Source organism: Stenotrophomonas sp. TWI1183, from assembly GCF_039673115.1.
GTDB lineage: Bacteria > Pseudomonadota > Gammaproteobacteria > Xanthomonadales > Xanthomonadaceae > Stenotrophomonas > Stenotrophomonas maltophilia_AA.
The window spans coordinates 44,306-64,774 of record NZ_JBDJKZ010000015.1 but is presented as its reverse complement, the minus strand read 5'-3'; the positions used below and the strand labels follow the sequence as shown (position 1 = coordinate 64,774).

General features: G+C 66.9%; 18 protein-coding genes. 15 read left to right on the top strand and 3 right to left on the bottom strand.

Translation table 11 applies throughout. The features are described 5' to 3' along the window. Positions 1-32: 32 nt before the first annotated feature. From ABE434_RS13900 to ABE434_RS13860, 9 genes are all read left to right on the top strand, one after another. Positions 33-893, top strand: coding sequence for a YicC/YloC family endoribonuclease (locus ABE434_RS13900; protein ID WP_179460177.1), 861 nt, complete (start codon positions 33-35; stop codon positions 891-893). Next, positions 890-1,555 carry a guanylate kinase gene (gene gmk / locus ABE434_RS13895; RefSeq protein WP_176988324.1) on the top strand — a complete coding sequence of 222 codons (666 nt, stop codon included), beginning with the start codon at positions 890-892 and terminating at the stop codon, positions 1,553-1,555. The genes ABE434_RS13900 and gmk overlap by 4 nt, the downstream gene beginning before the upstream one ends. Before the next feature lie 112 nt (positions 1,556-1,667). Then, positions 1,668-1,967, top strand: coding sequence for a DNA-directed RNA polymerase subunit omega (rpoZ, locus tag ABE434_RS13890; protein WP_176988325.1), 300 nt, complete (start codon positions 1,668-1,670; stop codon positions 1,965-1,967). A gap of 157 nt (positions 1,968-2,124) precedes the next feature. Further along, the gene (locus ABE434_RS13885; protein WP_179460178.1) at positions 2,125-4,284 is read left to right on the top strand and encodes a bifunctional (p)ppGpp synthetase/guanosine-3',5'-bis(diphosphate) 3'-pyrophosphohydrolase; all 2,160 of its coding nucleotides are present in this window, start codon (positions 2,125-2,127) and stop codon (positions 4,282-4,284) included. Positions 4,285-4,475: 191 nt separating this feature from the next. Next, the gene (locus tag ABE434_RS13880) at positions 4,476-4,868 is read left to right on the top strand and encodes a RidA family protein (RefSeq protein ID WP_176988327.1); all 393 of its coding nucleotides are present in this window, start codon (positions 4,476-4,478) and stop codon (positions 4,866-4,868) included. A 1-nt stretch (position 4,869) separates the two neighbouring features. After that, a complete protein-coding gene (recG, locus tag ABE434_RS13875; RefSeq protein ID WP_346479244.1) occupies positions 4,870-6,981 on the top strand; it encodes an ATP-dependent DNA helicase RecG in 2,112 nt (703 codons plus the stop codon). Between the two features lie 88 nt (positions 6,982-7,069). Continuing rightward, a complete protein-coding gene (locus ABE434_RS13870; RefSeq protein WP_176988329.1) occupies positions 7,070-8,005 on the top strand; it encodes a nucleoside hydrolase in 936 nt (311 codons plus the stop codon). Between the two features lie 112 nt (positions 8,006-8,117). Further along, positions 8,118-8,378, top strand: coding sequence for a type B 50S ribosomal protein L31 (locus ABE434_RS13865; RefSeq protein ID WP_019183873.1), 261 nt, complete (start codon positions 8,118-8,120; stop codon positions 8,376-8,378). A 316-nt stretch (positions 8,379-8,694) separates the two neighbouring features. Then, on the top strand, positions 8,695-9,972 hold the full coding sequence (locus ABE434_RS13860) for a citrate synthase (protein ID WP_121039442.1): 1,278 nt from the start codon (positions 8,695-8,697) through the stop codon (positions 9,970-9,972). A gap of 103 nt (positions 9,973-10,075) precedes the next feature. Here ABE434_RS13860 and ABE434_RS13855 read toward each other — a convergent pair whose 3' ends face one another. Then, entirely contained in the window at positions 10,076-10,861 is a 786-nt protein-coding gene (locus ABE434_RS13855) for a helix-turn-helix transcriptional regulator (protein WP_346479243.1), read from the bottom strand. A gap of 96 nt (positions 10,862-10,957) precedes the next feature. Between ABE434_RS13855 and ABE434_RS13850 the strand changes: the two genes are divergently transcribed. After that, positions 10,958-11,722: an alpha/beta hydrolase gene (locus ABE434_RS13850; RefSeq protein ID WP_346479242.1), complete on the top strand. Its 765-nt coding sequence runs from the start codon at positions 10,958-10,960 to the stop codon at positions 11,720-11,722. 23 nt (positions 11,723-11,745) lie between these two features. Here the strand turns inward: ABE434_RS13850 and ABE434_RS13845 are convergent, their stop codons facing one another. Beyond that, positions 11,746-12,393, bottom strand: coding sequence for a hypothetical protein (locus ABE434_RS13845; RefSeq protein ID WP_346479241.1), 648 nt, complete (start codon positions 12,391-12,393; stop codon positions 11,746-11,748). 277 nt (positions 12,394-12,670) lie between these two features. Next, positions 12,671-15,103: a penicillin-binding protein 1A gene (locus ABE434_RS13840; RefSeq protein ID WP_176988334.1), complete on the bottom strand. Its 2,433-nt coding sequence runs from the start codon at positions 15,101-15,103 to the stop codon at positions 12,671-12,673. A 223-nt stretch (positions 15,104-15,326) separates the two neighbouring features. Between ABE434_RS13840 and ABE434_RS13835 the strand changes: the two genes are divergently transcribed. The 5 genes from ABE434_RS13835 to ABE434_RS13815 are packed head-to-tail and all read left to right on the top strand — an operon-like array spanning position 15,327 to position 20,428. Continuing rightward, positions 15,327-16,385: a pilus assembly protein PilM gene (locus tag ABE434_RS13835; RefSeq protein ID WP_019183880.1), complete on the top strand. Its 1,059-nt coding sequence runs from the start codon at positions 15,327-15,329 to the stop codon at positions 16,383-16,385. Then, a complete protein-coding gene (locus tag ABE434_RS13830) occupies positions 16,385-17,221 on the top strand; it encodes a PilN domain-containing protein (protein WP_346479240.1) in 837 nt (278 codons plus the stop codon). Before ABE434_RS13835 ends, ABE434_RS13830 begins: the two co-directional genes overlap by 1 nt. Next, entirely contained in the window at positions 17,218-17,895 is a 678-nt protein-coding gene (locus ABE434_RS13825; protein WP_179460186.1) for a type 4a pilus biogenesis protein PilO, read from the top strand. The genes ABE434_RS13830 and ABE434_RS13825 overlap by 4 nt, the downstream gene beginning before the upstream one ends. Before the next feature lie 38 nt (positions 17,896-17,933). Continuing rightward, positions 17,934-18,428, top strand: coding sequence for a pilus assembly protein PilP (locus ABE434_RS13820; protein WP_257018742.1), 495 nt, complete (start codon positions 17,934-17,936; stop codon positions 18,426-18,428). A 20-nt stretch (positions 18,429-18,448) separates the two neighbouring features. Continuing rightward, positions 18,449-20,428 (top strand): type IV pilus secretin PilQ family protein, encoded by a 1,980-nt coding sequence (locus tag ABE434_RS13815; protein ID WP_346479239.1) that lies wholly within the window; start codon positions 18,449-18,451, stop codon positions 20,426-20,428. Positions 20,429-20,469: the final 41 nt, after the last annotated feature.

Sequence of the window (20,469 nt, the reverse complement as noted above, 5' to 3'; positions counted from 1 at the left end):
CCATTTGCACTTTGAGAGCACCGGAAACCCGCATGATTCGAAGCATGACCGCCTATGCCAACGGCGAGCGCGCCACCCGCTGGGGCACGCTGGCCTGCGAGCTGCGCTCGGTCAACCACCGGTTCCTGGAGGTCGGCGTGCGCCTGCCCGAAGAACTGCGTGCGTTGGAGCCGCACCTGCGCGAGCGCGTCGCTTCGCGCTGCAGCCGCGGCAAGATCGATCTGGTCATGCGCCTGCGCGCGCCGGAGGTCACCGGTGCCCTGGTGGTCAACGATGCGCTGCTGGGCCAGCTCGGCGAGCTGGCGACCCGGTTGTCCTCGGGCTTCCCGAGCCTGCAGGTGAGTTTCACCGAGCTGCTGCAGATGCCGGGCGTGATGCAGGGTGAGGCGGTCGATGCCGCCGCGCTGCATGCCGAAGCCCTGGCCCTGCTGGATACCGCGCTGGACGGCTTCGTCGCCGCGCGTGAGCGTGAAGGCGACAAGCTCGCCACCGCGATCCAGGAACGCGTGGACAGCATCGAGCGCATCGCCGCCGAGGTCACCACCCTGATCCCGCTGATCCGCGAAGGCCAGCGCACCAAGCTGGCCGCCCGCCTGGCCGACCTGCCGCACCCGGTCGATCCCGGCCGTGCCGAGCAGGAGCTGGTGATGTGGCTGCAGAAGCTGGACGTGGATGAGGAACTGGATCGCCTGGGCAGCCACATCGCCGAGATCCGCCGCGTCTTCACGCAGCGCGAGCCGGTCGGCCGCCGCCTGGACTTCCTGCTGCAGGAGTTCAACCGCGAGGCCAACACGCTGGGCTCCAAGTCGGTGGACAGCCGCACCTCCAATGCCGCCGTCGAGCTGAAGGTGCTGATCGACCAGATCCGCGAACAGGTGCAGAACATCGAATGAGCAGCCAGACCCCGCCCGTCGGTGCGCCTGCACGCGGCACCCTGTACATCGTGGCCGCGCCCTCCGGCGCCGGCAAGAGCAGCATCGTCAACGCCACCCTGGCCCGCGACCCGCAGATCGCCCTGTCGATCTCGTTCACCTCGCGCGCCACCCGCCCCGGTGAAATCAACGGCGAGCACTACCACTTCGTCAGCGCCGAGGAATTCGAATCGATGATCGCCGCCGGCGACTTCTTCGAGCATGCCTGGGTGCATGGCGACTGGAAGGGCACCGCGCGGCAGTCGGTCGAGCCGCAGCTGTCGGCCGGCCAGGACGTGCTGCTGGAGATCGACTGGCAGGGCGCCCAGCAGGTCCGCCAGCTGGTGCCGGGCACGGTCACGGTTTTCATTCTGCCGCCGTCCAAGCAGGCGCTGCAGGACCGGATGCGCAAGCGCGGGCAGGACAGCGAGGCGGTGATCGCCCAGCGCCTGGCCGCCGCGCGTGAAGAAATGCTGCACTTCAACGACTTCGACTACGTGATCGTCAACGAAGTCTTCGAGACCGCGGTGGATGAACTGTGCGCCATCTTCACGGCCAGCCGCCTGCGCCGGGAGGCCCAGAAGGTCCGCCACGCGGGCCTCATCCAGGCCCTGCTGACCCAGGACCCGCCCACAAACGACTGATTCCAAACGGGGTGCTAGCCGGTTGGCTTGATTTTGTCCAGCCCTGGCGGGTACACTCCGTCCCCTTTCCCTCATTCGATTGAGCAGCCCTCACCGGCTGCCGGGAGCCCGCATGGCCCGCATCACCGTAGAAGATTGTCTGGAAGTCGTGAACAACCGTTTCGAACTGGTCATGATGGCGTCCAAGCGCGCCCGTCAGCTGGCCAATGGCGTCCAGGCCACCCTGGACAACAGCGAAACCGAAGACAAGCCGACCGTGCTGGCGCTGCGCGAAATTGCCGCCCGCAAGATCGACAACGCCCTGATCGACGAAGTCGAGAAGTCCGAGCGCGAGCGTGCCGAGCGTGAAGCACTGGAGTGGGCCGCTGCCGAAGTCGTCGCCGACGAAGACATGTCCAAGAACGACGACTGATCGCCTCGCGCGTCCGTTGTTGTTGCTGCGAACAGCCCGCCTTTTGGCGGGCTGTTTCGTTTGTGCCGCCAGTGGCCGCGGCCGGGGCGTGTTGTTGCAGGTGAAACTCCCTGTTCAGGGATTTGCCGATATCACGCCGCTGGCATAGTCTTTGAGCATGAACCCAGGCCCCACTGCCAAGGTCGCCACGCCCGCCGGCGCGGCCGTACCCGACTATGTCCTCCAGCTTGAGCGCGCAGCGCACTATCTGCCGCCCGATCAACTGCCGCTGCTGCGCCGCGCCTGGGAAGTAGGCGCTGCCGCGCATGCCGGCCAGACCCGCAAGTCGGGCGAGCCCTACATCACCCACCCGGTCGCCGTGGCCCAGGTGCTGGCCGAGCTCGGCCTGGACGTGGAAGCGTTGATCGCCGCGATCCTGCACGACACCATCGAAGACACGCCGCTGACCCGCGAGGAGCTGGCCGCCGAGTTCGGCGAAGCCGTGGCCGAGCTGGTCGATGGCGTCACCAAGCTGGACAAGCTGAAGTTCCGCGATCGCCAGGAAGCGGCGGCGGAGAGCTTCCGCAAGATGCTGCTGGCGATGTCGCGCGACCTGCGCGTGATCATGATCAAGCTGGCCGACCGCCTGCACAACATGCGCACGCTCGGCGCGCAGAGTCGCGAGGCCCGCGGCCGCATCGCACGAGAGACGCTGGAGATCTACGCCCCGATCGCGCAGCGGCTGGGCATGAGCCTGGTCAAGAGCGAGCTGCAGAACCTGGGCTTCAAGGCGCTGTACCCGTGGCGCCACGCGATCCTGGAAAAACACATCCGCAGCCAGCCGGTGGTCCGCCGCGAGGCGATGGCGCAGGTGGAGGTGCAGCTGAGCCAGCGCCTGGCCAAGGAAGGGCTGGAGCACCGCCTGGTCAGTCGCATCAAGACCCCGTGGAGCATCTACAACAAGATGTGCGACGAGAACAAATCCTTCGATCAGGTGATGGATGTGTTCGGGTTCCGGTTGGTGGTGCGCAACGTGCCCAACTGCTATCACGCGCTGGGTTCGGTGCATGCCACGTTCAAACCGCTGGATGGGCGCTTCCGCGATTTCATCGCGATCCCCAAGGCCAACGGCTACCAGTCGCTGCATACGGTGTTGTTCGGGCCGTACGGTTCGCCGATCGAGGTGCAGATCCGCACCGAAGAGATGGACCTGATCGCCGAGCGCGGCGTGGCGGCGCACTGGACGTACAAGTTCGGGGGCGATTCGCCCAACAGCGCGCAGAGCCGCGCACATGCGTGGATCGTGGAATTGATCGACTCGCAGCGGGCGGCCGGCTCGTCGCTGGAATTCCTGGATAACGTCAAAGTGGACCTGTTCCCGGACGAGGTCTATCTGTTCACGCCCAAGGGCAAGATCCTGGCCTTGCCGCGCAATTCCACCGCGCTCGATTTCGCGTATGCGGTGCATACCGATGTCGGCAACATGGCGGTGGCCTCGCGGGTCGACAAGAAGCTGGTCCCGCTGCGCACGAAACTGGTCAGCGGGCAGACGGTGGAAGTGATCACCGCCCGTTCGGCCACGCCGAAGCCGCAGTGGCTGGAGTTCGTGGTCAGTTCGAAGGCGCGTACCGCGATCCGTCACCAGCTCAAGCAGCTGGAACACGAGGACGCCGTGCAGTTGGGCCACCGGATGCTGGACCGCGCGCTGGAGGCGATGGACAGCTCGCTGGAGCGCCTGCCGAAGGGGCGCCTGGATGCCTTCCTGGCCGAACACCGGTACCCGCGCCTGGAGGCGCTGCTGGCCGAGGTGGCACTGGGCAACTGGATGCCGAACCAGGCCGCGCAGGCACTGATGGCGTATGCGGAGCTGCGCGGCGGGGCGCATTCCAAGCATTCGCAGGAAAAGATCCTGATCAACGGCAGCGAGCGCGGGGTGGTGAGCTTCGCGAACTGCTGCCAGCCGATCCCGGGCGACGACATCATGGGGTACCACACGGCCGGCAAGGGCATCGTGGTGCACCGGCTGGATTGCCCGAACCTGGCGGAGCTGCGCAAGTCGCCGGAACGCTGGGTGCCGATCGGGTGGGATACGACGGTGTCGGGCGATTACGATACGTCGCTGATCGTGGAGGTCGAGAACGGGACCGGCGTGCTGGCACAGTTGGCCGCGGCGATCGCGCAGAGCCATTCGAACATCGAGCGCGTGGATTATCTGGATCGCGATTTCAATGCGGCGGTGCTGTGCTTCAACGTGCAGGTGCGTGATCGGAACCATCTGGCGGAAGTGATGCGCAGGCTGCGGCGTCTTTCGGTGGTGCAGTCGGTACGGCGGCAATAATTGCCCCGGCGGCCGGCCGGATGACGGCATCCCGGTAGATCCACGCCATGCGTGGATGCGCTCCGTTCCGGCACCGCGAAGCCACGCATGGCGTGGCGCTACCCTTCCCGGCACCGCGAAGCCACGCATGGCGTGGCGCTACCCGTTCCGGCGGTACAATTGCGTTCCCCCTTTTGAACCGTGGAGCTCCCATGTCCCGTCAGATCATCACCAGTGCCAAGGCCCCGGCCGCCATCGGTCCGTACTCGCAGGCCGTGCGTGCGGGCAATACCGTGTATTTCTCGGGCCAGATTCCGCTGGATCCGGCCACCGGTGAGATCGTCGGTGTGGGCGATATCGAGGCACAGGCGCGTCGTGCGTTCGACAACCTGAAGGCCGTGGCCGAAGAAGCCGGCGGTTCGCTGGATCAGATCGTCCGCCTGGGCCTGTACCTGACCGATCTGGGCGAGTTCGCCAAGGTCAATGCCGTCATGCAGGACTACTTCAAGGCGCCGTTCCCGGCCCGCTCCACCATCGAAGTCGCGGGTCTGCCGAAGGCCGCCAACTTTGAAGTCGATGCGGTGATGGTGCTCGACCAGGCCTGACGTGGCGCGGTCACGGGCTCCTGCACCGGCGCTGGCCGCGGCCGGGGAGGCATCGTTGTCGATGCTCTCCGGTATCGGGCCGGCGGTGGCGATCAAGCTGGCCGCCCGTGGCCTGTCTTCGCTGCAGGACCTGTGGCTGCATCTGCCGCTGCGCTATGAGGACCGGACCCGGCTGACCACCATCGCGGCGCTGCAGCCGGGGGTGGCGGCACAGGTGGAGGGGCGGGTGAGCGCGGTCGAGCGCGGCTTCCGCTATCGGCCGGTGCTCAAGGTGGCGATCGAGGATGATTCGTACGGCACGCTGGTGCTGCGGTTCTTCCATTTCCGCGCCCAGCAGGTATCGCAGTTCGCCGTGGGCACGCGGATCCGCTGCTACGGCACCGCCAAGCCCGGCCATCACGGGCTGGAGATCGTCCATCCCAGTTATCGGGTGATGGGTGGCACTGAAGAGGATGCGCTGGGCGACAGCCTCGATCCGGTCTATCCGGCGGTCGAAGGCGTGGGCCCGGCGACGATGCGGAGGTTCATCGGGCTGGCGCTGGACAGGTTGCCCGAAGAATCGACGCTGGAATTGTTGCCGGCCGGCTGGTTGTCCGGCCTGGGCCTGCCATCGCTGCGCAGTGCGCTGTTGACCGTGCACCGGCCACCGCCGGACGCGGATCTTGCCGCGCTGGCCGCAGGCCGCCATCCGGCGCAACGCCGGCTGGCCATCGAGGAATTGCTGGCACACCACCTGAGCCTGCGCCGCCAGCGCATGGCGTTGCAGGCGCACCACGCGCCGTCGCTGCGCGGGCAGGGCCTGCTGGTGGCGCAGTTGCGTGACAGCCTGCCGTTCCAGTTGACCGGTGCGCAGCAGCGCGTGTTCGAACAGATCCGCAAGGACCTGGCCAAGGCGCACCCGATGCTGCGGCTGGTGCAGGGCGATGTCGGCTCGGGCAAGACGGTGGTCGCCGCGTTGGCGGCGATGCTGGCGGTGGAGCGGGGCAAGCAGGTCGCATTGGCCGCACCCACCGAGCTGCTGGCCGAGCAGCACATGAACAATCTGCGCGCCTGGCTGGAGCCGCTGGGCGTGCGCACGGCGTGGCTGGCCGGCAAGGTCACCGGCAAGGCGCGCACCAAGGTCCTGGCCGAGGTCGCCTCGGGCGAGGCCCAGGTGGTGGTCGGGACGCATGCGCTGATGCAGGACAGCGTGGTGTTCAAGGACCTGGCACTGGCCATCGTCGATGAGCAGCACCGTTTCGGCGTGCACCAGCGGCTGGCACTGCGCGACAAGGGCGCGGACGGGCGCAGCGTGCCGCACCAGCTGGTGATGACCGCGACCCCGATTCCGCGCACGCTGGCGATGTCCGAGTATGCCGATCTGGATGTCTCGGCGATCGATGAGCTCCCGCCCGGGCGTACGCCGGTGCAGACCGTGGCACTCAACAATGATCGCCGTCCGGAGCTGATCGAACGCATCGCGGTGGCCTGCCGCGAAGGCCAGCAGGTGTACTGGGTCTGCACGCTGATCGAGGAAAGCGAAGAGCTGGACGCCACCCCGGCGCAGGCCACGTTCGAGTCGCTGCAGGCGCTGTTGCCGGGCGTGCGGGTGGGGCTGGTGCATGGGCGGCTGAAGGCGAGCGAGAAGCTGGCCACGATGGTCGCCTTCAAGGCCGGTGAGATCGATCTGCTGGTGGCCACCACGGTCATCGAGGTCGGCGTGGACGTGCCGAATGCGTCGTTGATGATCATCGAGAACGCCGAGCGCCTCGGCCTGGCCCAGCTGCACCAGCTGCGCGGCCGGGTAGGGCGCGGCTCCGCGGTGTCGCGCTGCGTGCTGCTGTACCAGGCGCCGTTGTCGAACATGGCGCGTGAGCGGCTGGAAACCATGCGGCAGACCAACGATGGCTTCCTGATCGCCGAGAAGGATCTGGAGCTGCGGGGCCCCGGCGAGCTGCTGGGTACGCGGCAGACCGGCCTGGCCGGGTTCCGCATGGCCGATCTGGCCCGCGATGCGGATCTGCTGCCGGGCGTGCACGCGCTTGCCGAGCGGCTGCTGGTGGAGGCGCCCGAGGTGGCCGATCAGGTGGTGCGGCGCTGGATCGGCACGGCCGTGCGGTACGCGTCGGCATAGCGCGCCGCCAAGCGGAGTGGGCGGGCACCGCCTTGTATTTGTCATGGCAGGGTGCGAAAGTCCCTTGCCGATTATCAAGACGGCAACGATGAGCAAGAAGATTCCGCTGTTGATCGACACCGACCCGGGTGTCGATGATGCCCTGGCCCTGTTGATGGCCTTCGCCGATGAGCGCCACGATATCGTTGGCCTGACCATCGCCGCCGGCAACGTTGGCCTGGACCACACGGTCCGCAATGCCCTGAAACTGTGCGAAGTGGCTGGCCGCGAAGACGTGCCGGTCTACGCCGGTACCGCCGATCCGCTGCTGCACCCCTCGGTCGATGCCGCCCATGTGCACGGCGCCGATGGTTTTGGCGACGTCAACCTGCCGGCCGCCAAGCGCCAGGCCGAGGCCGAACACGCCGCGCTGGCGATCCTGCGCCTGTCGCACGAATACGCCGGCGAGCTGTTCCTGGTCGCACTCGGTCCGCTGACCAACCTGGCCCTGGCCCTGAAGCTCGACCCGACCCTGCCGCAGCGCGTGAAGCGCTTCCTGGTGATGGGCGGGGCGGTGACCTGCCACGGCAACATCACCCCGGCCGCCGAGTTCAACATCGCGTTCGATCCGGAGGCGGCGCACATCGTGTTCACCGGCTTCCCGCACATCGAAGTGGCGGATTGGGAGGCCACCGTGGCCCATGGCCTGCTGCATGCCGATGTGGAGCAGTGGCTGGCCGCGGACAGCGACAAGGCCCGCTTCTACGAGCTGATCTCGCGCCAGACCCGCCTGTGGTCCGAAGACAGCCGGGGCGAGCGCTGGTACGCCGCCGATGCCCTGGCGATGGCCTGGGCGCTGCAGCCGGAAGGCGCGCTGCGGGTCGAATCGCGTCCCCTGAACGTGGAACTGGCCGGTGTGCACAGCCGGGGTGCTACCATTGTCGACTGGAACCGCCAGACCGGGCAGCCGGACAACACCCAGCTGCTGATGGCCTACGACCAGGGTCGCTTCGAGACCCAGGTGAGGGCGGCACTCGGCGTCTGACGACGCCGCTGCGGCGGACCTTTCGCACGGTTGATGGACCCGGCTTGCCCTTTGCGGCGGCCGGGACTATAATGCCGCTCTTGACCACCAGCCCTTATTACGGTGCGCGCCCATGAAGGCCGATATTCATCCTGCTTACCGCGACGTGGTTTTCCACGACGTTACCTCTGATTTCAAGATCCTGACCCGTTCGACCATGTCCACCAAGGACACGATCAAGTGGGAAGACGGCAACGAGTACCCGCTCGTCAAGGTTGAAATCTCCTCGGCTTCGCATCCGTTCTACACGGGCAAGCACAAGGTGATCGACACCAGCGGCCGTATCGACAAGTTCCAGAAGCGTTTCGGCAAGCCGGCGCCGACCGCAGCCTGATCTGTCGACGCAGCTGCTTGAAAACAACGGTCGCCTTGGCGGCCGTTGTTTTTTGTTGTTTCCGGATTGCTGAACGCCAGGTGAGGCCCACACGCCCCGCCGACGGAACGCTGTGTCCGTGACGCCGCGCCAGCCCTTGTGCGCGCTGGGATGACGCCTTCCGCGCGATCCGGAACCCGCGTCTACGACTTCCGTCCTAGGGCGTCGAAAATGTTGCTGTGCGATAATGGCGGGATCCACGATAACGATCGTGGACTTCCTTCACGTGCCTGACCCATGCGCTTGGGCGGGCGCCTTCCCTCGAGGAGCGCACACAGTGTCCGATCTTGATCAGGTCACGCTCAACGCCGGCGACACGTCGGTTGTTCTGCCAGTCATCAAACCCACGCTCGGCAACGATTGCGTCGATATCTCGAAGCTGACCAAGGAAACCGGTCTCTTCACTTACGACTCCGGCTTCACCGCCACCGCCAGCTGCAAGTCCGCCATCACCTACATCGACGGTGACAAGGGCGTGCTGCTGTATCGCGGCTATCCCATCGAGCAGCTCTCGGAAAAGTCGAGCTACGTCGAAGTGGCCTACCTGCTGATCAACGGCGAGCGTCCGAGCGCCGAGCAGCTGAAGGCCTTCACCGACGAGCTGGCGGCCGAAGCCGATGTGGATCCGTCGATCAACACGCTGATCGGCAGCTTCGCCAAGGATGCCCATCCGATGGCCATCCTGACCGCCGCCATCGCGCAGCTGTCGGGCATCTACCACGCCTCGCTGGACCTGTCCGACGCCGAACAGCGTCGCCACGCCGCGGTGCGCCTGATCGCCAAGGTGCCGACCCTGTCGGCCCTGATCTACCGCCACGGCAAGGGCCTGCCGGCCAACAAGCCGGACACCTCGCTGGATTACGTCAGCCGCTTCCTGAAGCAGACCTTCGAGTCCGCCGATGGCCAGTACGAGCTGAACCAGGACGTGGTCAAGGCGCTGGACCTGCTGTTCATCCTGCACGCCGATCACGAGCAGAACGCCTCGACCTCGACCGTGCGCCTGGTCGGTTCGACCGGTGCCAACCCGTATGCATCGGTCGCCGCTGGCGTCACCGCGCTGTGGGGTCCGGCCCACGGCGGTGCCAACGAAGCCGTGCTGAAGATGCTGGAAGAGATCGGTTCGGCCGACAACGTCGAGTCCGCCGTGCTCAAGGCCAAGGACAAGACCTCCGGCTTCCGCCTGATGGGCTTCGGCCACCGCGTGTACAAGAACTTCGACCCGCGCGCCAAGGTCATCGGTGAGATGACCGGCAAGGTGCTCAAGCAGCTGGGCGTGCAGGATCCGCTGCTGGACGTCGCCGTCAAGCTGGAGCAGGCCGCGCTGCAGGACGACTACTTCGTCGCCCGCAAGCTGTACCCGAACGTCGATTTCTACAGCGGCATCATCTACAAGGCGCTGCAGATCCCGACCGAAATGTTCACCGTCATGTTCGCCCTGGGCCGTACTTCCGGCTGGGTCGCACATTGGCTGGAACAGCAGGTCGATCCGGAAATGAAGATCGGCCGTCCGCGCCAGGTCTACACCGGCAGCGACGTGCGCGACTACCAGGGCTGATCGCTCCGGCAGGTCGTGATGAAAACGCCCCGCATCGCGGGGCGTTTTTTTGCCTGTCCCTTCCTGCGCGGGCCACCGGCCTTAGCGGTTGGCCGTGCGGTTTCTACGTCGTCCGCCGGGTCTCCAGATAGCGGCTGGGCGATTCCCCCACTGCACGCCGGAACGCCGACGAAAACGCGCTGGGGCTGGTGTATCCGAGGTCCAGCGCCACCCGGGTGACCGGCTGCCCGGCACCCAGGCGTTCGATCGCGGCGAGCAGGCAGACCTGCTGGCGCCATTCGGCAAACCCCACCCCGGTGTCCGCGCGGAACTGGCGGGTGAACGTGCGTCGGCTCATGCCTGCCTCGGCGGCCACCGCATCGAGCGTGGAGGCGATCGAGGGCGCGTCGAACACCTGCTGGCAGGCACGCGCAAGGCGTGGGTCGCGGGGCAACGGCGCATGCAGTGACAGGCGTGGCATCACCGCGATCTCTGCGACCAGCAACTGCATCAGCCGGCCAGCACGACCGTCCTGGTCGTACATCGCCGGCAGGTCGACCGCATCGTCCATCAGGTGCCGCAGCAACGCCGATACGGCATGTACGCCGCAGCGCGCTGGCAACCGGGCCGCCGCCACTTCCTCCGCCGCCACGAACACATTGAGCATCGTGACCGGGCCACGCATCGCCATGGCGTGGGGGACGCCTGCGGGCACCCAGCACGCACGCTGCGGTGGCACCAGCCAGTGTCCCTCGGGCGTGGTGAGGCTGATGGTGCCGCGCGACGCGAACGCGAACTGACCGCGCCGATGCGCGTGGTCGGGGAAGACGGATCCGGCGGCGTAGTCGTTGGCGGTGACCACCACGGCGCGGGGCAGATCTTCAAAGGGATCGAGCAGGGTATTGCGCATGGCCCGGATTCTATCGCCATCGGCCTGATATCGACGGCGGGCCACGCGCCGCCACCCTAACATCGCGGCCCAACCCCACACCCGCACGGTGCAGCCATGCCCACTACCTTTCATCGCGTCGGCACCGGCGCACATCCCGTGCTGGTGCTGCACGGCTGGTTCGGCGACGCGCATGCCTTCGAACCGATCGAGCCGTGGCTGTCCGGTGGAATCTTCAGCTACATCTTCATGGACTGCCGCGGCTACGGTGGCATGCGCGCCGCACGCGGTGACTACACGATCGACGAGATCGCCAACGACGCGCTGACCCTGGCCGACACGCTGGGCATCGAGACCTTCAGCCTGGTCGGTCATTCGATGGGCGGCATGGCCATCGAGCGGATCGCGGTCCTCGCCCCGGATCGCGTGCGCGCGCTGGTGGCCGTCGCCCCCGTGCCCTGTGGTGGCATTGCCTATGATCCGCCGACGCGGCAGCTGCTTGAAGCGGCCGCCGGAAGCGCGGACATCCGCCGCGGGATCATTGATCGCAGCACCGGCGGACGACTTCCCGCCGCGTGGCTGGACTGGAAGGCGCGGTACTCGATGGAGCACGCCTGCCCGGAGGCCTTCGCAGCCTATTTCACGGCATGGGCCGACACCGACTTCAGCACGGAGATCGTCGGCCGGCACCCGGTGAAGGTGCTGGTCGGCGAGCACGATCCGATCTTCCATCGCGCGCTGATGGAACGGACCTACCTGCGCCGCTACGCGCACGCGTCCGTGGAGGTGATCGGCAACGCAGGGCACTACCCCATGAACGAAACGCCGCTGGCACTGGTGGCCGCCATCGAGGCGTTCCTCGCGCCGTTCGGTGAGCGCTGAGCGGCGTCGAACGCGCGGCGGCCTCAGCGGCTGCCCAGGTAGCCTTCGATCTCGCTCTCGGCCAGCAGCTCACGCACCTGCGCGGCCGACGCGCGCCGCAACGGCTTCTCATCGATGGCCGACAGCGGTGGCTGGCGCAGGCCGTCGTAGGGGAGTACGGCGATGTCGAAGGTCAGGTCCTCGGCGCTGAATACCCACACCGGTGCGTCCAGGGTGCGCTCGCGGTCCAGCCGCAGCCGCCGCGTGCGCGATTCGGCCGGAATGCCGTGTTCGTCGAGATGGCGCTGCACCGCATCGGCGTCGTCGCTGTGCACCTGCAGCTGCACGGGGCTGTTGGCGTCGGCGGTGCCATCGAGCACCGGGCCGCACAGCCGCGGCGAGAAGGCCTGCAGGAAGTCCATCGCACGCAGGGCCGCTTCACGGCGCAGGCGCAGCTGCGCGCCATGGTCGGCACCGGCAAACAGCCGCTGGTACTCGCGCAGCGCGTCTTCGATCTCGGTGTTGCGGGGCAGGGAGGCATCGTCGTGGATGCCGAGCCGGGTGGCGGCCTTGAGCTTGGCCTGGTGGTAGTCGCGGATGCCGCCCTCGGCCATCAGGCGGGCGGCCTCGTGCGCCAGCTGGTGGCGGCGCTCCCGGGTCTGCGTGGCTGCATGCTGGCGGGCTCGATGCATGACCGGAACTCCTTGGCGACCTGCACGGCAATGTACACCGGCGATGTGACAGGCGGGTAGAGCCACGCCATGCGTGGCTGTGCCTGCGATCAGGGATGCGTGCAGCCACCCATGGGGTGGCTCTACCCTGCGATCAGGGATTGCGTGCAGCCACCCATGGGGTGGCTCTACCGGGGCGATGGGGCGGACGATACGCAGGGGGGGGGCGAACAAAAAAAGGCCGGGCAGTGCCCGGCCTGTGTTCCATCGCGGCGCCGGGCGTACCCGGCGCATGCGGTCAGAAGATATCGAACGCGGCGTCGTCGGCCTGCGGGGTGTGGCTGTTGAAGTCGTACTCCTCCAGCTTCTCCATGTCCTCCACCTTGACCCACTCGGTCGCGCCGTTGAGCGTGGCCTGGACCATGCCCGACGGCGGCTCGTTCTGCGCGATCGGGGTGTCCTTCAACGCGACGCGCATGTACTCGATCCAGATCGGCAGGGCGGCGCGGCCACCGTACTCGCGGTAGCCGAGCGAGCGGAAGTCGTCGCGGCCCACCCACACGGTGGTCGCGTACGGGCCACCGAAACCGGAGAACCAGGCGTCGCGGTGATCGTTGGTCGAGCCGGTCTTGCCGCCCACGTCTTCGCGGCCAAGCACCTTGGCCGCGGTACCGGTACCGCGCTGGACCACGTCGCGCATCATCGAGTTGAGCTGGTACGCGGTGCGGGCATCGATCGCGCGCGGGGCGACCTTGGCGTCCGGGTTGACCGGAGCCGGGGCTTCTTCCACGGCGGCCGTGGCGGCGGCCTGCTGCGGCTTCGCCGGTGCGGCGTTGGCCGCGGGCGCGGAGCCGAAGTTGAAGCCGTCCACGACCTGGCTGACCGGCATGCCGCTGGTGCCGGCGCAATCGCGGCAGGCGATGGCCGGGTTTTCCTTGAACACTTCCACGCCATCGCGGTCGGTGACCCGGTCGATCAGCCAGGTGTCCACGCGCGAGCCGCCGTTGGCGAACACGGCATAGCCGCGCGCCACCGAGAGCGGGGTCAGCGAGGCGGTGCCGAGCGACATCGACAGGTTCGGCGGCAGCTCGGCCTCGGCGAAGCCGAACTCGCTGATGTACTTGCGCGCGTAATCCACGCCCATGCCATCGAGCAGGCGCACCGAGACCAGGTTGCGCGACTGCACCAGCGCTTCACGCAGGCGCATCGGGCCACGGAAGCCGCCCCCGTCGTTCTGCGGCGACCAGGTCTTGCCGCGGCGGTCGCGGAACACGACCGGGGCGTCGAGCACGATCGAGGCCGGGTTGAAGCCCTTGTCGAAGGCGGCCGCATAGATGAACGGCTTGAAGCTCGAGCCCGGCTGGCGGCGGGCCTGGGTGGCGCGGTTGAACTTGTTGCCGGAGAAGCTGAAGCCGCCGACCAGCGCCCTCAACGCGCCGTTTTCCGCGTCCAGCGAAACCAGGGCGGCCTGGCCGCGCGGGATCTGGTCGAGTAGCCACTCGCCCTCCTTCTCGCCGGCCCGCACGCGCACGATATCGCCGCGGGTCACCAGCTTGGCCGGGGTCTTGTTGGTCCAGCGGGCGGCGCTGGCGGGCAGCACCACTTCGCTGCGGTTGCCCAGCACCACGGTCGCGCTGCCATCGGCGGCGGTCGCCGCCACGATCGCCGGCAGCAGGCCGGTCTGTGCGGGAATGCCGGACAGCTTGGTGGCCAGCGCGGCGGCATCGGCGTCGGCCGGGACCTCCACGTGCTGCTCCACGCCGTGCCAGCCGTGGCGGTGGTCGTAGGCCAGCAGGCCATCGCGCACCGACAGGTTGGCCGCGGTCTGAAGCTCGGCGTTGATCGTGGTGGTCACGTGGTAGCCCTTGTTGACCACGTCGCCGCCGAAGCGGGCGATCATTTCCTGGCGGACCAGCTCGGCCACGTAGGGGGCTTCCACCTGCAGCGGCGGCTCATGCGCGGTGGCGTGCATCGGCACGGCCTTGGCCGCGTCGGCCTCGGCCTGGGAGATGAAGCCCAGGCTGGCCATGCGCTGCAGCACATAGTAGTCGCGGCGCTCGCGGGCGCGCTCGGGGTTGCTGATCGGGTTGCCGGAGGAGGGGAACTTGGGGATGCCGGCCAGCGAGGCCATCTCGTCCAGGTCCAGCTCGCCCAGCTTCTTGCCGTAATAGAACTCGGCCGCGGCGGCCACGCCATAGGCGCGGTTGCCGAAGAAGCTCTTGTTGAGGTACAGCTCGAAGATCTCGTCCTTGCTCAGCTCGCTCTCGATTTTGCGCGCCAGCAGGATCTCGGCCAGCTTGCGGGTGTAGCTGTATTCCGAGCTCAGGAAGAACTGGCGGGCGACCTGCTGGGTGATGGTCGAACCACCGGGCACGCGCTTGTCGTTGGTGGTGGCCAGCAGCCAGACCGCGCGGCCGATGCCCTTGTAGTCCACGCCGCCGTGCTCGTAGAAGCGCGCGTCCTCGGTGGCCAGGAAGGCCTGCTTGAGGCGCTCGGGGACGTCCTTCATGGTGATGGGGGTGCGCCGGGTCTCGCCGAACACCGCCATCAGCTTGCCATCGCTGGCATAGACGTACATGGGCTCCTGCATCTCCACGTCGCGCAGGGTCTGCACGTCCGGGAGCTTGGAGGAGACGGCGTAGTACAGGCCACCGGCAACCGCGGCGCCGATCAATGCCAGGACCAGGAACGCGACCAGCATCCAGCGCAGCCAACGGCGAAGACGTGTCATCAGTGACAGATTCCGATTGCGAATTTCGTGGTCGCAGAGTATAGATTACGCAAGGGAACGGCTGGGGTTGTTCCTGGGGAGAGCAGTCGATCACCGTCTGGGGACGCGTGAAACGAGCACTGGTGCTCGTTTTACAGCTTGACGGTTGCGATTTGCAAAAAAAACGTTATTAATGCGCGGTCGCAGGTTCTGCGTCCAAGTGCCCATCGGCAGGGGAGAAACCGTGGGGCTTATCCCAAAAAGCCAGTCGCCTCTTATCGGCGTCGATATCAGCTCGACTGCAGTAAAGCTGTTGCAGCTATCCCGCAGCGGCAATCGTTTCCGCGTGGAACATTACGCCGTGGAACCACTTCCGCCGAATGCGGTGGTGGAGAAGAACATCGTGGAGGTCGAAGCGGTCGGGGAGGCCATTCGACGCGCCGTGAACCGCTCCGGAACCAAGGCACGGCATGCCGCCGCCGCCGTGGCCGGCTCGGCCGTGATCACCAAGCTGATCCCGATGCCCGCCGATCTGGACGAGAACGACATGGAAGCCCAGGTCGAGCTCGAGGCGGTCAATTACATCCCGTACCCGATCGAGGAAGTGAACCTCGATTTCGAAGTGCTGGGTGCGATTCCGAACAATCCGGAAATGGTCCAGGTGCTGTTGGCCGCCTCGCGGTCGGAGAACGTCGAGCTGCGCCAGTCGGCGCTGGAGCTGGGCGGGCTGGTGGCGCGGGTGATGGACGTGGAGGCCTTCGCGGTCGAGAACGCCTTCGCCCTGGTCGCCAGCGAGCTGCCGGTGGCCAGTGATGGCGTGGTCGCGCTGGTGGACATCGGCGCCACCATGACCACTCTGAACGTCCTGCGCGGCGGGCGCAGCCTGTACAGCCGCGAACAGGTGTTCGGCGGCAAGCAGCTGACCGACGAAGTGATGCGCCGTTACGGGCTGACCTACGAAGAGGCCGGCCTGGCCAAGCGCCAGGGCGGACTGCCGGAAAGCTACGAGATGGAAGTGCTGGAGCCGTTCAAGGAGGCCACGGTCCAGCAGATCAGCCGCCTGCTGCAGTTCTTCTATGCGGGCAGCGAGTTCAACCGGGTCGACCACATCGTGCTTGCCGGCGGTTGCGCGGCCCTGACCGGCCTGCCGGACATGGTGGAAGAGCAGCTGGGCGTGGCCACCGTAGTGGCCAACCCGCTGGCACAGATGACGCTGGGCCCGAAGGTGCAGGCACACGCCCTGGCCCAGGATGCCCCGGCGCTGATGATCGCCACTGGTCTGGCCCTGAGGAGCTTTGACTGATGGCGCGCATCAACTTATTGCCCTGGCGCGCCGAGCGGCGCAAGCAACGCCAGCGCGACTTCTACGCCATGCTCGGTGCGGCCGCCATCGGCGGCCTGCTGCTGTCGCTGTTGATCTGGTTCTACTACGACCGCCAGGTCAGCGGACAGGGTGATCGCAACACCTTCCTGCAGGCCGAGATCGACAAGGTCAAGGAGCAGAACAAGGAGATCGAGCGCCTGGACCGCCAGAAGGATCGCCTGCTGGCGCGCAAGGCCGTGATCGAGGAACTGCAGGCCAAGCGCTCGCAGATGGTGCATCTGTTCGATGCGCTGGTGCGGACGATCCCCGACGGGGTGGTGCTGACCACGCTCAAGCAGGAGGGCGACGTGCTGACCCTGGAAGGTCGCACCCAGTCCAATGCGCGCGTCAGTGCGTACATGCGCAATCTGGAAAGCTCGGGCTGGATGACCAACCCGGAGCTGTCGATCATCGAAGCCAAGGCGCCGGAGCGTGACAAGGCCGGGGCCGCCAGCGGTCCGGTGGCGGACATCAAGTCGCTGCCGTACATGTTCGTGGTCAAGGTCAATCTGCCGGCCCAGAGCAGCGTCACCGAGCTGGCCGCCGATGGCAGCGTGATCGAGCCGACCGCCGATCCCGCCCCGCCGGGTGCGACCCCGGTGGCACCGGTCGCCCCGCTGTCGCCGGCACCGGCCGACGCACCGGCCGCGCCGGTCTCGCCCGATGCCGCCGATCCGGCCAAGCCGGCCGGCAGCAGCCGCATCGTGCCGTCCACGCCCTCCGCGCAACCTGCACAACCGGCGCCGGCCCCGGCCCAGAAGGGGGCCGCCGCATGAGCCAGAAGATCAATCTCAAAGAGCTGGACTTCAACAACATCGGCAACTGGCCGCAGAAGGCCAAGGTCGTGTTCTGCGTGCTGCTGGCGCTGTTCATCATGATCATGGCCTGGTTCCTGCTGATCAGCGGCAAGCGCGATGAGCTGGCCTCGCTGGAAAGCCGCGAGACCCAGCTGCGTGCCGAGTTCGAGAAGGAACAGGGCCGCGCGGTCAACCTTGAGCCGCTCAAGCAGCAGCTGACCCAGATGGAGCAGGTGCTGCAGCAGATGCTGCGCCAGCTGCCCAGCAAGACCGAGATGCCGGACCTGATCATCGACATCTCGCAGACCGCGTTGTCCAGCGGCCTGTCCAACGAGCTGTTCCAGCCCGGTGCCGAGCAGCCCAAGGAGTTCTACGCCGAGAAGCCGATCGCCCTGCGCATGGTGGGCAGTTACCACCAGTTCGGCGCGTTCGTCAGCGGTGTGGCCTCGCTGCCGCGCGTGGTCATCCTGACCATGCACGACATCAACCTGAAGCCGAAGGATCCCAAGACCGGCATCACCGCCCGCAGCGGTGCGCTGGAGTTGTCCGGAACGGTCAAGACCTACCGTTACCTGGATGACGTGGAGATGGAAGCCCAGGAGAAGGCTGCCGCCGAGAAGGAAAAAGCGGCGAAGAAGGGAGGCCGGAAATGAGCCGCCTGACCTCGACCGCACGGGTATGCGGCCTGTTGATGGTACTGCTGCTGGCCGGTTGCGCCCGCGGCGTGACCAGCACGCCCGGCGATGCGCCGAACCTGGAGAAGTGGGTGGCCGACGTGCGTGCACGCCCGGCACCGCCGCTCGAACCGTTGCCGGTGATGCAGCAGTTCGAGACGTTTGAATATTCCGCGCAGGGAATGCGCGACCCGTTCACCGACGCCTGGACCAATCCGCAAGGGGGATCGGGGCTGCGTCCGGATCCGAACCGCCGCAAGGAGCCGCTGGAAGATTTCCCGCTGGACAGCCTGGACATGGTGGGTTCGATCGGCCGTGGGGGCGGGCTCGTCGCGCTGGTGATGGCGCCGGACAAGGTCACCTATCGGGTGCGTCCGGGCGTCTATCTGGGGCAGAGCGACGGGCGGGTGACCGGGGTCTTCGAGGACCGGATTGAGCTGATTGAACTGGTGCCGGATGGCGCGGGTGGCTGGCTGGAACGGCCGGCAACGCTCGCGCTTGAAGATCAATGAATGATTATGGGGATAGCACGATGACCTTTTCCAACGCCCTGCGGCTGCGTTCCGTCCGGCGCCAGAAGTTGTTCCACCTGTGCGCGCTGGGAGTCGCGCTCATGGTGGCCAACGGCACGCTGATGGCGGCCACGCCCAGCGGCGCCGTGCCCAAACCGGCGGCCACCACCGCGCCGGCGACCGCACCGGCATCGCTGTCGGTGTCCAAGATCGACTTCAAGCGCGGCGACGATGGCGCCGGCCGGCTCATCCTGCAGTTCGACGGCCAGGGCGCCAGCCCGGACCTGCGCAGCCAGGGCAACAGCGTCGTCATCGACGTGGGCAACGCGCGCCTGCCGGAAAGCCTGCAGAAGTCGATCAACGTGACCGACTTCGCCACGCCGGTGCAGCGTATCGATCCCAAGCCCTATGGCGGCGGCACCCAGCTGGTGCTCAATACCAATACCGCCTTCGAGTCGCTGGCGTATCAGAGCGGCAACGAATACGTGGTCGAGATCAGCCCGCGCCAGGCGGCCCCGGCCGCCGGTGCGATCACCGCCACCAGCGTGAGCCAGGCCGCGGCGGCACTCGGCCAGCGCGGCTACAGCGGCAAGCCGGTGACCTTCAACTTCCAGGATGTGCCGGTCCGTACCGTGCTGCAGCTGGTCGCCGAGGAGTCCAACCTCAACGTGGTCGCCTCCGACAGCGTGCAGGGCAATGTGACCCTGCGGCTGATCAACGTGCCGTGGGACCAGGCGCTGGACATCGTGCTGCGGGCCAAGGGCCTGGACAAGCGCCGCGATGGCGGTGTGATCTGGGTGGCGCCGCAGCCGGAGCTGGCCAAGTTCGAGCAGGACAAGGAAGACGCGCGCATCGCGATCGAGAACCGCGAGGACCTGGTCACCGATTACGTGCAGATCAACTACCACAACGCTGCGGCGATCTTCAAAGCGCTGACCGAAGCCAAGGGCATTGGCGGCAGCAGCGGTGGCGGTGGCGGCGGCAGCTCGCAGGAAGACAGCGGGTTCCTGTCCTCGCGCGGCAGGATCGTGGCCGACGAGCGCACCAACACGCTGATGATCAGCGACATCCCGAAGAAGATCGCGCGGATGCGTGAGCTGATCAGCGTGATCGACCGTCCGGTCGACCAGGTGCTGATCGAAAGCCGGATCGTGATCGCCACCGATACGTTCGCGCGTGAGCTGGGGGCCAAGTTCGGCATCAGCGGCAGCCGCCAGGACGTGTTCTTCGGCGCCAACACCGATCAGAACCACGCCAACATCACCGATCGCGGGACCAAGGACCTCGAGTACCAGAAAGCGATCAACGAGTGGGTGGCCGGTGGCCGCACCGGTGCGATCCCGGTCCGCGGTGGGACCAAGTTCGCCGAAGGCCTGAACTGGAACCTGCCGGTGGCCGCGATCAACAACCCCGGTTCGCTGGCGTTGTCGATCCTCAATGCCGGTTACCTGCTGGACGTGGAACTGTCGGCCATGCAGGCCGAATCGCGCGGCGAAGTCATCTCCAACCCGCGCGTGGTGACCACCAACCAGCGCGAAGCAGTGATCAAGCAGGGTAAGGAAATCGGCTACGTCACCATCAGCGGTGGCGGTGCGGCCGGTGCCGCGGCCCAGCCCAACGTCCAGTTCAAGGAAGTGGTGCTGGAGCTGAAGGTCACCCCGACCATCACCAACGACAACCGTGTGTTCCTCAACATGGCGGTCAAGAAGGATGAAGTGGAGCAGTACATCCTGCTGGAAGGCTATGGCCAGGTCCCGACCATCAACCGCCGCGAAGTGAATACCGCGGTACTGGTGGACGATGGCCAGACCGTGGTGATCGGTGGCGTGTACGAGTTCACCGACCGCACCAGCATCAACAAGGTGCCGTTCCTGGGCGACGTGCCGTTCCTGGGCAATCTGTTCAAGAAGCGCAGCCGCAACAAGGACAAGGCCGAACTGCTGGTGTTCGTGACGCCGAAGGTGCTGCGCGTGGCCAAGGCCAATCCGGCCGTCAACTGAGCCGCACCGCTGCTGCAATGAGGAAAGGGCCGCCCTGTGCG

Coding starts and splice junctions, on each gene's coding strand:
- ABE434_RS13900 (WP_179460177.1), top strand. CDS start 33: ATGATTCGAAGCATGACCGCCTATGCCAACGGCGAGCGCGCCACCCGC.
- ABE434_RS13870 (WP_176988329.1), top strand. CDS start 7,070: ATGAGCAAGAAGATTCCGCTGTTGATCGACACCGACCCGGGTGTCGAT.
- ABE434_RS13880 (WP_176988327.1), top strand. CDS start 4,476: ATGTCCCGTCAGATCATCACCAGTGCCAAGGCCCCGGCCGCCATCGGT.
- ABE434_RS13865 (WP_019183873.1), top strand. CDS start 8,118: ATGAAGGCCGATATTCATCCTGCTTACCGCGACGTGGTTTTCCACGAC.
- ABE434_RS13820 (WP_257018742.1), top strand. CDS start 17,934: ATGGTACTGCTGCTGGCCGGTTGCGCCCGCGGCGTGACCAGCACGCCC.
- ABE434_RS13815 (WP_346479239.1), top strand. CDS start 18,449: ATGACCTTTTCCAACGCCCTGCGGCTGCGTTCCGTCCGGCGCCAGAAG.
- ABE434_RS13855 (WP_346479243.1), bottom strand. CDS start 10,861: ATGCGCAATACCCTGCTCGATCCCTTTGAAGATCTGCCCCGCGCCGTG.
- ABE434_RS13825 (WP_179460186.1), top strand. CDS start 17,218: ATGAGCCAGAAGATCAATCTCAAAGAGCTGGACTTCAACAACATCGGC.
- rpoZ (WP_176988325.1), top strand. CDS start 1,668: ATGGCCCGCATCACCGTAGAAGATTGTCTGGAAGTCGTGAACAACCGT.
- ABE434_RS13885 (WP_179460178.1), top strand. CDS start 2,125: ATGAACCCAGGCCCCACTGCCAAGGTCGCCACGCCCGCCGGCGCGGCC.
- gmk (WP_176988324.1), top strand. CDS start 890: ATGAGCAGCCAGACCCCGCCCGTCGGTGCGCCTGCACGCGGCACCCTG.
- ABE434_RS13850 (WP_346479242.1), top strand. CDS start 10,958: ATGCCCACTACCTTTCATCGCGTCGGCACCGGCGCACATCCCGTGCTG.
- ABE434_RS13830 (WP_346479240.1), top strand. CDS start 16,385: ATGGCGCGCATCAACTTATTGCCCTGGCGCGCCGAGCGGCGCAAGCAA.
- ABE434_RS13845 (WP_346479241.1), bottom strand. CDS start 12,393: ATGCATCGAGCCCGCCAGCATGCAGCCACGCAGACCCGGGAGCGCCGC.
- ABE434_RS13840 (WP_176988334.1), bottom strand. CDS start 15,103: ATGACACGTCTTCGCCGTTGGCTGCGCTGGATGCTGGTCGCGTTCCTG.